The organism is Vulcanisaeta distributa JCM 11216, from assembly GCF_001315985.1.
Classification (GTDB): Archaea; Thermoproteota; Thermoprotei; order Thermoproteales; family Thermocladiaceae; genus Vulcanisaeta; species Vulcanisaeta distributa_E.
Genome location: NZ_BBBI01000001.1, coordinates 122,589 through 134,963, shown reverse-complemented (window position 1 = coordinate 134,963; position 12,375 = coordinate 122,589). Strand labels below are relative to the sequence as shown.

Annotated in this window: 15 protein-coding genes and 4 pseudogenes; 14 read left to right on the top strand and 5 right to left on the bottom strand. The window is 44.7% G+C overall.

The window, feature by feature from the left end; translation table 11 throughout:
* Positions 1-74 precede the first annotated feature (74 nt).
* From JCM11216_RS00810 to JCM11216_RS00775, 8 genes are all read left to right on the top strand, one after another.
* Positions 75-572: a hypothetical protein gene (locus JCM11216_RS00810; RefSeq protein WP_243674676.1), complete on the top strand. Its 498-nt coding sequence runs from the start codon at positions 75-77 to the stop codon at positions 570-572.
* A 249-nt stretch (positions 573-821) separates the two neighbouring features.
* On the top strand, positions 822-1,832 hold the full coding sequence (locus JCM11216_RS00805; protein ID WP_054853002.1) for an ATP-binding protein: 1,011 nt from the start codon (positions 822-824) through the stop codon (positions 1,830-1,832).
* A gap of 241 nt (positions 1,833-2,073) precedes the next feature.
* The gene (locus JCM11216_RS00800) at positions 2,074-2,373 is read left to right on the top strand and encodes a hypothetical protein (protein ID WP_243674675.1); all 300 of its coding nucleotides are present in this window, start codon (positions 2,074-2,076) and stop codon (positions 2,371-2,373) included.
* A gap of 225 nt (positions 2,374-2,598) precedes the next feature.
* Positions 2,599-3,612, top strand: a complete 1,014-nt coding sequence (locus JCM11216_RS00795) for a M48 family metalloprotease (RefSeq protein WP_243674674.1) — start codon at positions 2,599-2,601, stop codon at positions 3,610-3,612.
* Positions 3,579-4,010 carry a hypothetical protein gene (locus tag JCM11216_RS00790; protein WP_054852999.1) on the top strand — a complete coding sequence of 144 codons (432 nt, stop codon included), beginning with the start codon at positions 3,579-3,581 and terminating at the stop codon, positions 4,008-4,010. The genes JCM11216_RS00795 and JCM11216_RS00790 overlap by 34 nt, the downstream gene beginning before the upstream one ends.
* A gap of 181 nt (positions 4,011-4,191) precedes the next feature.
* On the top strand, positions 4,192-4,515 hold the full coding sequence (locus JCM11216_RS00785) for a hypothetical protein (RefSeq protein WP_054852998.1): 324 nt from the start codon (positions 4,192-4,194) through the stop codon (positions 4,513-4,515).
* 17 nt (positions 4,516-4,532) lie between these two features.
* Positions 4,533-5,093, top strand: a complete 561-nt coding sequence (locus JCM11216_RS00780; RefSeq protein ID WP_054852997.1) for a hypothetical protein — start codon at positions 4,533-4,535, stop codon at positions 5,091-5,093.
* Between the two features lie 50 nt (positions 5,094-5,143).
* A complete protein-coding gene (locus tag JCM11216_RS00775; RefSeq protein ID WP_054853131.1) occupies positions 5,144-5,497 on the top strand; it encodes a clan AA aspartic protease in 354 nt (117 codons plus the stop codon).
* Here JCM11216_RS00775 and JCM11216_RS00770 read toward each other — a convergent pair.
* From JCM11216_RS00770 to JCM11216_RS00760, 3 genes and pseudogenes are all read right to left on the bottom strand, one after another.
* Positions 5,486-5,893 carry a nucleotidyltransferase domain-containing protein gene (locus JCM11216_RS00770; RefSeq protein ID WP_054852996.1) on the bottom strand — a complete coding sequence of 136 codons (408 nt, stop codon included), beginning with the start codon at positions 5,891-5,893 and terminating at the stop codon, positions 5,486-5,488. The two genes, JCM11216_RS00775 and JCM11216_RS00770, sit on opposite strands and share 12 nt — an antisense overlap.
* The gene (locus JCM11216_RS00765) at positions 5,883-6,185 is read right to left on the bottom strand and encodes a DUF86 domain-containing protein (protein ID WP_243674673.1); all 303 of its coding nucleotides are present in this window, start codon (positions 6,183-6,185) and stop codon (positions 5,883-5,885) included. Before JCM11216_RS00765 ends, JCM11216_RS00770 begins: the two co-directional genes overlap by 11 nt.
* 149 nt (positions 6,186-6,334) lie before the next feature.
* Positions 6,335-7,731: pseudogene (locus JCM11216_RS00760) on the bottom strand (MFS transporter).
* A 137-nt stretch (positions 7,732-7,868) separates the two neighbouring features.
* Between JCM11216_RS00760 and JCM11216_RS00755 the strand changes: the two are divergent.
* The 6 genes and pseudogenes from JCM11216_RS00755 (at position 7,869) to JCM11216_RS14580 (ending at position 10,782) form a co-directional block, all read left to right on the top strand.
* Positions 7,869-8,467: pseudogene (locus JCM11216_RS00755) on the top strand (50S ribosomal protein L5).
* A gap of 367 nt (positions 8,468-8,834) precedes the next feature.
* Positions 8,835-9,032, top strand: coding sequence for a hypothetical protein (locus tag JCM11216_RS00750; protein WP_054852994.1), 198 nt, complete (start codon positions 8,835-8,837; stop codon positions 9,030-9,032).
* A 117-nt stretch (positions 9,033-9,149) separates the two neighbouring features.
* Positions 9,150-9,401: a hypothetical protein gene (locus tag JCM11216_RS14590; protein ID WP_243674671.1), complete on the top strand. Its 252-nt coding sequence runs from the start codon at positions 9,150-9,152 to the stop codon at positions 9,399-9,401.
* Positions 9,377-9,610, top strand: coding sequence for a PaaI family thioesterase (locus JCM11216_RS14585; RefSeq protein ID WP_243674670.1), 234 nt, complete (start codon positions 9,377-9,379; stop codon positions 9,608-9,610). Before JCM11216_RS14590 ends, JCM11216_RS14585 begins: the two co-directional genes overlap by 25 nt.
* A 101-nt stretch (positions 9,611-9,711) precedes the next feature.
* Positions 9,712-10,564 (top strand): annotated as a pseudogene (locus JCM11216_RS00740) (CoA transferase).
* A 53-nt stretch (positions 10,565-10,617) separates the two neighbouring features.
* A complete protein-coding gene (locus JCM11216_RS14580; RefSeq protein WP_243674668.1) occupies positions 10,618-10,782 on the top strand; it encodes a hypothetical protein in 165 nt (54 codons plus the stop codon).
* A 1-nt stretch (position 10,783) separates the two neighbouring features.
* On the opposite strand, the pseudogene JCM11216_RS00735 reads toward JCM11216_RS14580, so the two are convergent.
* Positions 10,784-11,603 (bottom strand): annotated as a pseudogene (locus tag JCM11216_RS00735) (ABC transporter substrate-binding protein).
* A 24-nt stretch (positions 11,604-11,627) separates the two neighbouring features.
* Complete coding sequence (locus JCM11216_RS00730) at positions 11,628-12,374, bottom strand: menaquinone biosynthesis protein (RefSeq protein ID WP_054852993.1); 747 nt, start codon at positions 12,372-12,374, stop codon at positions 11,628-11,630.
* Position 12,375 lies beyond the last annotated feature (1 nt).

Sequence of the window (12,375 nt, the reverse complement as noted above, 5' to 3'; positions counted from 1 at the left end):
GCAATTTATTTAAATAACATGGCGCCTAGTCCTCATCAATGAATAATAAGGCTTTTCTGAGAATTACCGGCCTCGTGGGCTTCATGATGGCTGCTGTTGCCACATACCTCTACATGGCCTATATCCTTGTACCAACCATAACGCCAATACTTACTCAACAAATTGAGTCCCAACTAAGCAGTGAGGGTGTTGCCGTAAACCAAAGCGATATTTCAGGGTTCACATCACTCATGGCCACAATAATGCCCGTAACAACCATCGTGGGCATGGTAATAGGCTGGTTAATAGAGGCTGCAATACTCATGGCACTACTCAGGGCCTTCAAAATTAACACCGGCTTCACAGACACCTGGCTACTCAGTGGGAATTACTTCTACGTGAGTGTGGTGCAGACCGCAATCGTAGTAACCACACCAATATTTGAATACTCAATTAACGCAGTGATAACGCATGGTAGCGTCCTAAGCGAACCAGCAATACTGGCAGTCGGCCTGGCATTCACGATAATAGGTTCATTATTCCTGGCCTACATATTTGCCAGGATCTACGGAACAAGCATTACCAAGCATTAATACCAACACTAATAGCCCTAATAATCTTCTGGGCAATATCAACACTAACTTAAAACCCAAAACGAGATACAACAAAAGTCGCTCATTAATCCGCAGTAGTCTTTCATGCTTTGGGTCTGGAGAGTCGCCGTAATTATATAATTACGGCGGGTCTTCAAGTCCAAGTTATGACTAAGGTACTTCGTTATACTTACGCGTGCTGTTTAGCATTGATGAATTTTTAAGGAGGTCATGAATACTGATTAGGCTGTGGAACCTCCCTTTGTTAATAGGGCTTTAGAGCTTGGTTGGCTTAGGGGTTGGGCATCAGGCTTTAGGTACGTGCCCCTGTACATTTATGGCCCGGAGGGCTGTGGTAAGACGAGGCTGCTTAGGGAGTTCGTGAAGAAGTTCAGGGATTACTTCGGCGATGATGGGGTGGCGGTTTATATTGACGCTACTGAGGGTATTGACCTGAATAAGGCGGTGATTACTTCGCCAGGTGTTGAGTTGGTCATGGACGTGGTTAAGGAGTTAATAAGTGGCTTTGTTAATGAGGGTGTTGGTAGGGCATTGGCTAGAGTCGCCACTTTAATGATTGAGAGAGCCTTAAAGATTAGGCTTAGTGATAAGTACGTCCTTCTCGCCGTGGATGATGTGACTAGGTCAATAGGCCTTGGGAATATTGAGTGGTACATTAAGTGGCTTTATGAGTATATGCAGAGGTTCATGAGTGATTATGGGCCCAGAGCGGTTAACGTTATCGCAACAACATCGGAAGGCGAGAGCCTCAGGTTGTTGATTAGGCATAATTACCTGGTCATTAAGTTAATGTGGAATCTCAATAAGGAGTCCTTTGAGGAGTTATACCAATCCCTCAAACCACCCAGTGGGCTTTATCTTGACGATGTCTGGGCACTACTTGGTGGTAACCCAAGGGCCCTTTGGGAATTGGCGACTACGTTTAATTGGGATCTAACGGCGTATAGGTATTCGGTGATAGAGAGGTTAATGCCCGTGATCGACGAGGTCAGGGTAGGGGGATTAGTGAGGGAGTTGATTGAGGTGGTGAACGACCCTGATGTATTACAGAGAGACCCAAGCACCAGGTTGATGGAGCTCAACGAAATACTGATGAGGAACAACCTAATAATCTACAAATGGGTCACATCCATAGGAGACGTAAAAATACCCAAGGACCCAGAACTCGGCATAGGGGGGGAATACTACGCCTGGCAACTACCCATTTACAAAACAACGATCATGCAGATACTTAGGTAATTTCCGCACTTTGGAAGTGCAGAGTCGCCGTAATTATATAACTACAGCGACTCTCCAAGTCCAAAGCACGGAAACTACTAAGCCCTATAATGACGCGGCCATGTTATGAAATAAGGCTATCAATCCTAAAATTTTAAATTCATCTTTCTTAAAGATCAAAAGAATAAATTAAATAAATAATCAAGGGCGCAATGTATATATCAGATAAATTAAATTGGTATTATTGGTATTAATGAGCTTGTTGGGTAAGAAGGAAGTGAAGGTGTTGGCTAAGTATATGGGCCTAATAATGTTGTTTCAGGCGTTATCAATGGTCGCTGCAGCCCTATTAATAGGAAACGCCCTCTCTGTTTATTTCGTGACTAATAATGTACCTGCTGCCGCATCGGGCGGTGTAAGTGCAGGCTTAGCTGCTTTCTTTGGAGCAGTGTTAGCTTATGCTGATGATAATCCAATTACGTGGGCGGTCATTGTTGGAACAGCTATGGCGTCGGGACCAATTGGTTGGGGAATTATAATTGCCATAGCCGTTACGACATGATGCGGTGATGTTTAAATGCATAGTATATACGATTTTTCAAAGATACGAGTGACCTTAGATTTATATCAAATAGGCTTTATTTTATTAATACTCTTTTTAACATATTTGGTCATAATTATTAAACCCATGATTGGTACTATAGTTATTCCAATCGTTGAGTCCTTTTACTTATTTTATATGTTCTATTTATCGAGAGTTATATTTGAAACATGGCTGAATTTGTTAGTGAGGAATAAGCAGGTCGAAGTAAGTTACGTAAATAATGAGCAGATCTATGTGGTCAGTGGTGAAACGAGTGTTAAGCGATTAAATAAACCCGTTGTAATATATAATGCCATCGTGCCCACGGGCCTTCCTGTAATAATAATTACGAGACAGTACCTCGAGTTATTAAATAAGGAGGAATTAATGGCTGTTGTAAAACATGAGTATGCCCATATTCTAAACAGGGATTATCTATCAGCATACATAGTATTTATACCATATATGCTCATTACTTTTTTACCCATCACAATATACCTAATTAAATACTTAAGAATTGAGGAGATCTCGATACCCATATTAATCATTATTTACGTATATCTCTTCTTGGTCGTAATTAAGAAGCAGTATAATATTGCGGAGAGGGAGGCTGATTTACATGCTGTAAAGGCCGTGGGTAGGGAAGCCCTCAAATCGGCACTTTATAAGATCCGTAATCCCAAGTCATTGTTAAGTAGGTTCTTCGATACCCATGATCCGATTGAGTTAAGGTATAAAATAAATGAATCAAAACTAGGCCTTGCTGCCCAGGTGCGGGCATTGATATACCCGTTGTCATTGATAACCACCTTATTGATTCTTAAGTACCTAACTCTATACGCATTCTTTTATACGTCCCTTACAGGTAATATTATTGTAATGGTGATATTTGTACTAACGTACTTCGTGTCTATCCTCGCATTCTTTATTGTGTATGGTTTTCTAGTGCTCAAACTATTGACGACATTGGGTTACTCCCCCCCATCATTGGCTAGGAAGTCATTATTATTTTACTTAACATTTACCTCACTGGATTTCGCATGGCCTGTGCAGAACCTGGTGATTTATGCCGTGAATAACGCACTGGCAATTATTGGTGCGTCGCTCATTTTAGGGAGACCCATGGCTAAGTCCTTGTTAATTTGGGTATTGTTGGCCCTATTACCTTCGTTGGTGATTGCATTATGGATAGGGCTATATCCCTTGATTCATCATTAATTACCTCATCGTATATCGTGGGCTCGTTGCTTGCCCTCGTTCATCGCCTTAGCGTTTCTGTACATCCGCTGACTTTACAGGATATTGCATTTATATTCTTGCATAACTACTTCATTTACATAATCATATTTGCACTGATTAGGTTAGGCCTGAATCACCTGTATAGGTTAATCCTAGTCCTAAATGGCGCCCTAGTTGGTTACTTTGCAGTAAGTGCAATACTCGGTATAAGCTTGGTGTTGGGTGGATTTACGTTTATTCTGAGCATTGCTGAATTACTCGGTTTCATATTGTTACCTGGGATTAAGGTTAATGTTTCACGTAACTTATTACTTGCCTCGGCTTACTACCTATTACTGGTCGTGATTGAGATATTCGTGTATGATTACCTAGTTTAATGAGTATTTTCGCATATCATGAGAGTAGCTATGGTAATATCGCTATTTATGATACCCTTAAGATTTCGCCAGTAGCATCTAACATTTCTCTTGAGTAATTAACGAGGCCACGATTTTAGTCCCGCAGAGCATGATGGGAAGGGTTATTAATTCTAGGTGATGTTTTGTGGTGTAGATTAGTGTGGTTAGTAGGGATGAGGTTAGGAGGATTGTCCTGGAGTTGATTAGGACTGATGAGGAATTTAGGCTTGCCGTAGCTGGTGCCCTGGGTCTCGATGCAATACTTAGTGAGCTTAAGGCTCTTAGGCAGGACTTTAATGCCATGCTAAGTAGGATTGTGAGTATTGAGGAGGAGTTGAAGAGACATGGGCAAATACTTGAGGAACACACGAGATTATTGCAAGAACATAGCAGGATCCTTGAGGTGCACAGCAGGATACTGCAGGAACATACAAGGTTATTGCAGGAGCATGGTAAAGCCTTGAGGAGCAAAGAAGGTTATTAGAGGAACATGGTAGGATTTTGAATGAGCATACAAGGTTGTTACAGGAGCACGGTAGTAAACTTGATGAGCACGGTAAAATACTCCAAAGCCACTCAGAAATACTTCAAAGTCACTCAGCCAAGCTTGATGAGCTCACCAGGGATGTTCAGGACATTAAAAGGACACTGAATCAAATGAATAGAACAATGCAGAAGCTAACCTATGGCATTGAGGATGAGGCTGTTGACGTAGTCTCCTGGAAATTAAGGGAGAAGCTCGGTGTTAATGTTAAGTTAGGCAGGTTGGTAATTACCGAGGGCGGTAGGGAGGTGCTTGAGTTGAATATTTACGGCGCTACCGATGACTTGTGCGTGGTTGGTGATGCAACCCTGGATCTTCGGGTCAGTAAGGTTGAGGAGTTGATGGGCGCAATAAATGAGTTGAGGAGTAGGTATCCACAGTACCTGAGGCCTAGGGTTGTTAAGGTTCTTTATTGCATGAGGTATGTCCCTGAGGCCATTGAGGAGGCTAGGAAAAACGGTGTTTGGGTGTTCACGTGGAGGGAGGAGTTAACGCCATTCCTGGTGTCATCGACGTAGGTCTTTATAGAAACTTTATAAGTACCGTGATGGTGGAATTTGTGGAGTATATGGGCCATGTTTGGGTTGATGTCGAATTAATAAGTGGGGGGGATAGGGAGGTTAGGGTAAAGGCATTGGTGGATAGTGGCGCTACCCTAACTGTCATACCCAGGGCATTAGCCGTGGAGCTTGGGCTGAGGGTGACGGATAGGGGGGGCGTTGTCATGACCGCCGGTGGGCCAGTCAATGTTGAGTTTGGCGAGGTTAAGGTTAGGTTAATGGGTAGGGAGGCCACGGTTAGGGTTGTCATTAGTGACATCATTGATAAGGTCCTCATAGGCATAACGACGCTGGAGATCCTGGGCCTAATGATAGATCCAACAACGAGCACGCTCAAGGAGGCGCCATACTTATTGTACTAGGTTTTCCTCACGCTTAACCAGGTAAAGTTCATCAAGGGTCTCGCTTATTAAGGCCTCGTATAAGCCATCAGCATCCTCTAGAATGATTAAACCTCGCTCCAGTATTGAAAGCCTGAACTCGGGGTTAATATCCATTAATGGAACCACATCCACTGGAATGCCGAGGACCTCCTCGAGCCTAACCCCCCCAAGGCTTAATAACCTATTGAGGCCAAGGTCCTTTCCGTAAACTGCAATGTCCACGTCCCTAAACTCATTTAGATCTACGAAACTACCGAATATGATGCCTAGGGAAACACCGTACTCCTTAAGAACACCTTTAATCCTCGAAATTAACGATTCCCTCCCCCCCTCACTGCTCATTGAGTAATAGGTGTATTCCTCATTAAATTCCATAGCGACTCCTTAGTCTATTTATGAAGTTTATTAGGCTTTTAAAGTTCGTCTTAACATTTTGATATATTAAGTAATCATCAATTATCCAGTACCTATGGACAAGCAGGTTCCTAAGCCTTACCAATTTTGATAAGTCTTCATACTCATTGATCGTTAGCAAACCTCTGTTCCTTAATATCATTAATGCATTTATAGGTGTCCTGGGCCTCTCGTTTAAGTCCCTACGTACTATATGTATTACTAAGGCCATTAATGCCTCGGCAATGACTATTAACTCATACCTAACTGCCATCTTACCTTCATCGTCTAATTCATCATATGGCTTACTCGTGATCCTATTAATCTCCCCCCCTTACCGCATGCTCGATATCTCTAATTAGGTCTCTAATGAACTCTTTAGAAATACTCACATAGCTTTGAATTGGGGTTAGTTTTAATAAATCACGCTGCTAATTCTCCTGAGGATAGTTCCAACGGCTTGCCTTTAGGTTCATTTATGAAGAGTGCCGTGAATACTATACCCACTATTGCTATTGCAACGAGGACAAGCAGTAGGTTCGACATGACCATGTACTTAGCAGTTGTGCTCAACGTGCTGCTCGTTATTGGGAAGATTATTGGGATTAACAGCGCGGCTATTGTTGCGCCGAGCTTACCACTGCCTGCGGCTATACCGTGGCCCGTAGTCCTGAACCGGGTTGGGAATACCTCAGTTGGTAGTATGAATGTGGTCACGTTGGGACCGACATTAGTGAAGAATTGGGCTAGGCCGTACAGGGCTATTATGGCCGCTGGGGTTATTATGCCGTTCCTTAGCATGAACGCCGTGATTAGGTATGCGGCGGCCACTATTGAGAAGCCCATTATCTGCATGGACTTCCTACCCATCTTATCCACTAGGAAGGCAGCCACGTAATAGCCAGGGACTAGGAAGGCCAGTACGACGTATAACTGAACGTATACGCCGGCCAGTGGGTTCTTGGCTAGGCCCATTGCGGAGGTTACGAAGGGTCCGAATATGTTCATGCCGTAGAAGAACACGTCAAGTGCGAACCAAGGTATTGCCGTGCCTAGTATTACTGGTAGGTACCTCAGGAAGTTGGTGCGAAAACCATTATCGCGGTTATTCACGTTGTTTATCTCCACGTCCTGCCTAAGCACGTCCTTAATGGCCCTCCTGGCACCCTCAACATCACCCTTAACAAAGTACTCAAACCTGGGTGTCTCATGGACTTTACGCCTAAAGTAAATGACGAGGGCGGGCATGACAGCACCAAAGCCAAGTATTACCCTCCAGGCGAGGTCTGGATTAACCTTAGCATTCAGTAGTCCCAGGCCGAGTAGGGCCGCCGTGACTATGCCCCCCCAACCCTGCATTGAGAAGACACCAGCCACGAATAAACCCCCCCTACTCCTGGCTGGCGCGTACTCACTCATTAGCGTGGCGCTTATTGGGTAGTCACCACCAACCCCCCCGAGACCCAGTATGAACCTTGTTATCCAGAGCATTGTTGGGTTTATCGAGAAGGCAGAGACTATGGCGCCGGCGTTAATAGGGCAGCCTCAACGCCATATATGTACTTCCTGCCGAATATGTCGCCAATCCTACCAAAGATGAAGGGGCCAATTACCGCGCCGAATAACGCGGCTGATGATATTAGACTTATTTCTGAAGCCGTTAGCGACCAGACCTGCTTTAGGAATACTAGGGCTATGGATATTGCGAATAGGTCATAGGCATCGGCGAAGAAGCCTGCGCCTGATATGAATAGTAGCTTTAGGTGTCCTGGTGTTGGGTTCGACCAATCAAGTGGTTCAAAGGGCGTTTTACCCGACATCATGATTCGTGTGGCTGAAGCTTAATAGGGCTTTTGTTAGTAAAGTAATTATCATATTTATAAATAAATATGCCTATATATCAACGCAATGCCCATGAGGCAAATTTTTATTAATGCTTATTCCCCACGCATAAACGATGCCTGCAATAGACCTAACGCAGGTGGACTTAAAGACATTAACACCGGACCAACTGGACTGGAGGAAGTTTGTATTGCCCGCTGATCATCCAATGAGGGTTATTAGGATTGAGAAGGTCGTAGCCAACATAGGTGTTGGGCAGAGCGGTGAAAGACTTGAGAAGGCTGCCAAGGTACTCGAGGAATTAACGCAGCAGGAACCGAGCTATAGACTTGCCAAGAGGTCAATTAAGGACTGGAATATTAGGAGGGGAGAACCAATCGGTGTGGCGGTTACCCTAAGGAGGAATAAGGCCGTTTGGTTCCTGCTTAGGGCATTAGCTGCAGTGGACTTCACACTGAGGGAGGGTTCATTCGATGATTGGGGGGGTAACGTGGCCTCGGGATAAGGGAACACATAATGATACCAGGTACTAAGTACGACCCGGCAGTTGGCGTATGGGGCTTAAATGTGGTCACGGTACTCACGAGGCCGGGGGGGTTAAGGGTCATGTATAGGAGGAGGGCTAGGAGCGAGGTTGGTAGGGATCAGAGGGTTAGTAGGGCCGAGGCGATGAAGTTTTTCCAGGAGGTTCTTGGTGTAAAAATAATAAAGTAAAAGAATAATAATTTTGAAATTAACCTTAACGATTTATTTCACCATGATGCATTGATCAATATTTCATCATTATGTTCAATGACTTACGTATCAATATTTCATGTTCCTGCACATATTATAATTGACCGATAGCACTGAGTATTGTAGATGGTAATGCCATGTCCGTGTTAATCCATTGACGTCAGGGTTGTACTGTTAGGTAGTTAGTGGGTCATGGTATCATTTATAATCGCTTATCCTTATTTGTTATGAATGATACTGTTACTGTGCCACTATTAAATCATTCACTGCCACATTGTTAAGCTAAGTCGTATTATCGTGTAAATTTCATTCAACGTATTAGTCACTGGATATACCAATTAATATAGTGGACTGGATTAAGGAACTGACTATCCTAAGTCTACCATTAATGAAGTCATTTGTTGATTGGCAGGTATTGAGTTCAATCATTGTTACGTATGTTATTGGTATTAGTGTTTCTATTTGGCTTAGGTATTGGGTTATTATTTTCGAACTACCCCCCCTAACTAATTGTGTAGCCCTTAGCCATTGGGGCTACCACTAGGTAGTACTGTTGGACTCGCTTGCCCTGTGTAGGTCATCTTTAACTTTATAGGTTACTTATCACTATTTACTTATCAGCATAACTTTGTTTAAATAGGCCTTCCCTCACCTATATTACGTGTCAGCATGGGATGAGTTGATCAAAATGACTGGATCAATAAGTAGTGTTAGGGAGTTGTTTCTTAAGGCTAGATCCACTGGTCTTAACATTGCTGATTTAATGAACAATTACCTGCGTAATGAGCCCTTATTCAACTTCATCGGCCTTGAGTTTGTGGAGGTAAATGATGGCTATGTTAAGGCTGTTTTTCCATATAAGCGTGAGATACTTAGGCAGGGGGGGGTATGGTTCACGGTGGCGTTGTTATGACCGTGATCGATACCGTACTTGGCACTGCCGTCATGACCGTTAACGATGGCATTAATCAATACACTGCAGAGCTTAAGGTTCACTTCCTTGAGCCGTTGATAAATGGGCCATTCACTGTGGAGGGCAGGGTGATCAGGGCTGGTAAGCACTTGGCCGTTGCGAGGGTCATGTATACGATGCAAACAAGAAACTGTGTGCAGTTGGGATAGGGACATGGTTCATGGTTAAGAACAACGGACAGAGGAACAATGGCAATCCCTAAATCAACCACGTGTTAAACACTTATTAATTAAAGTATGCAGCATACGCAATGTTTAGGGTTTTAGACCTAACTAGGCTTTTTCCTGGTGGTGTTGCGACGAGAATACTGGCTGACCTTGGCTTTGACGTTATTAAGGTTGAGGATACGGAGACCGGTGATTACCTAAGGGAGATCTCGCCAAAGCTTTTTGAATGGTTGAATGCCGGCAAAAGGAGCGTAGCAATTAATCTGAAGACTGAGGAGGGCAGGGAATTATTCTATAAATTGGTCAGGAGTAGTCACGTGATTGTCGAGGGCTTTAGACCGGTGTTGCTGAGAAGCTTGGCATTGATTATGGGAGACTCAGGGAAATTAATGACAGGATTGTTTACTGCTCAATAAATGGTTATGGAGAGGGTGGACCGTACTCAGGCTTCCAAACCACGACATTAATACGGTCAGCGTTGCGGGCCTACTAGACCCAGGTCTATTCAGTGATGGAGTGCCAAGGCCACTTACTGTGCAGGTTGCTGATGTCGGTTCAGCCCTGCTATGCGTGATTGGTGTCCTAACCCTACTACTACGTGGTGTTGGTGGTAGGGTTGAGGTCTCCATGATGGAGGCCGCGTTGCTCTTCAATACGTTGAACATGGCGATCACCTACGAGGGCGCAGACCCAAGCCTAACTGGTAAGTACCCGTTCTATAACGTTTACAAATGCAGGGATGGTTACATAACCATTGGTGCCATAGAGACTAAGTTCTGGCGAGGGTTATGCAGGGCCTTAAACCGTGAAGACCTAATCAATAGGCAGTTCGATAAGGAGGTCATTAATGAGCTAAGTAGGGAATTCGGTAAGTACACCGTTGCCGAGGCTCTCAAACTCCTTTGGAGCCATGACGTACCAGCGGCCCCCCCGTAAATTCCATAAAGGACCTTGAGAAAGACCCTCAATTAGTTGCGAGAGGTTTTAATGTGAATGAATTCCTCAACCCATTAGTAATAAATGACGCTAGACCTAGGTCGCGGGGGGGCAGGGCACCGAGACTGGGCGAAAACACCGCGGAGATTTTAATGGAACTTGGCCTATCGCATGATGAAATAAGTAGACTAACCGAACTGGGTGTGGTGATTAAGTGAGCTAGACGAATAACAATTGGGGGGGTTCAGGCAGTAAACCATCTTCATGACCCATTTCTAGTAACACCCTAATTGCCCTCTCGCCATCAATCCCCCCCATGTCCATGGTGTACTCATTCACGTACATCTTAACGAACCTATCAGTGTCAACCATGTTTAGGCCCCCCCTCGAGAACTCCATGGCATACGCCAGGGCCTCCTCCCTGTGACTCATTGCGTACCCAATAGACTCCAGTAGTGCCTCCTTAACGGCCTTGGCCACGTCAATTCCCAGGGAGGCCTTAACAACGTCCAGGCCAAGGGGGGGTGTTGGCAGCTTCGTCTCCTCATACCACCACTCACCTAGGTCTATGATCTTCCTAAGCCCATACCTCTCATAAGTTATTTGCCCCCCCTCATGTATTAATGCACCTGCATCAACTACACCAGCCTTTACCGCATCCATGATCTTATCGAAAGGTACCTCTACGGTCTTTACATTAGGCATTGCGAGCCTAACTAATAGTGTTGCTGTGGTGTACGTGCCGGGTACCGCGACTAACTCGGGCTTTGCGGTATTACCCACGACGACGGGGGCCGTACCTAAGCCCCCCCATGGAAGCGCCGACCCTGAGTATGTAGTATTTACTTCCTATGTATGCCATGGCGTGCGTGCTCACTGCCGTGACGTCAATCCTACCATGTATCGCCAATTTATTCAGTGTTTCAATATCGACTAGGAATTCCCTTACCGTGAATGACGCTTTAATTAAGCCTTTCTTCAGTGCGTAGAACATGAATGCGTCATCTGGGTCAGGACTATGCCCAATTAATAACTCCATCAGGCTAAGGCCTTACCCGTGGTATTAAGTTTTATTGCCTAGGAAACGTAGGCAATTATTTATACCGAATGTCCTCAGTTCCTCATTAATCCCTGAAATAACCCTATCATCGACCCTATACCTAATAGCCCTGAAGTACTGCCTAATTAATTCCCTGGATACGCCAAGCCTGCCCGCGGTATACTGAATAACAGGTTCTGGGTCCTCCTCAAAGAGATCGAGAGATTTCTCGATGGTATTTATAACCACGTTTAACTCCTCCTCATTATAATTCCTAGTCACGGCCATGACCGCATACACCAGAGGCAGGCCTACCCTCTCCCTCCATAGCTCACCCACGTCCAGTATATACGGATAACCAGCATCGACCATTCTTAAGGCATCATCACCAATAACGAGCACAGCTCCGAAATCCCTCAATGCCCTGTATGGATCATCAATGACCTTAAGGTCAATACCCAATAGTCTCCTCACGGCCATTGCATTAACGCTTGTGTCACTAACGGCCGCGTACCCACTGCCCAGGCCCCCCCTGAATAACCTAGCGGATATAACTGGCCCGTCACTGTAAATAGCGAACCTAGGGACGACATATAACACATCACAGTTATGTGCAGCGTACGTTAGCGGTACAAAGCCGATGCTTGCCTTGCCCTCAAGAAGCAGCCTAATTGACTCATTATTGCTAGCCCATATTGGGTTAAGCCCCGAGTAATAGAAGAGTGGGTCTGAGTGAGCATACTTTAGCCTGACTATGTTCATCATCACCATC

Excerpts from the sequence above, each read along its gene's own strand:
- JCM11216_RS00790 (WP_054852999.1), top strand. The coding sequence starts at position 3,579 with ATGGATAGGGCTATATCCCTTGATTCATCATTAATTACCTCATCGTAT.
- JCM11216_RS00775 (WP_054853131.1), top strand. The coding sequence starts at position 5,144 with ATGGGCCATGTTTGGGTTGATGTCGAATTAATAAGTGGGGGGGATAGG.
- JCM11216_RS00770 (WP_054852996.1), bottom strand. The coding sequence starts at position 5,893 with ATGGAATTTAATGAGGAATACACCTATTACTCAATGAGCAGTGAGGGG.
- JCM11216_RS00765 (WP_243674673.1), bottom strand. The coding sequence starts at position 6,185 with ATGGCAGTTAGGTATGAGTTAATAGTCATTGCCGAGGCATTAATGGCC.
- JCM11216_RS14585 (WP_243674670.1), top strand. The coding sequence starts at position 9,377 with ATGGTTCACGGTGGCGTTGTTATGACCGTGATCGATACCGTACTTGGC.
- JCM11216_RS00730 (WP_054852993.1), bottom strand. The coding sequence starts at position 12,374 with ATGGTGATGATGAACATAGTCAGGCTAAAGTATGCTCACTCAGACCCA.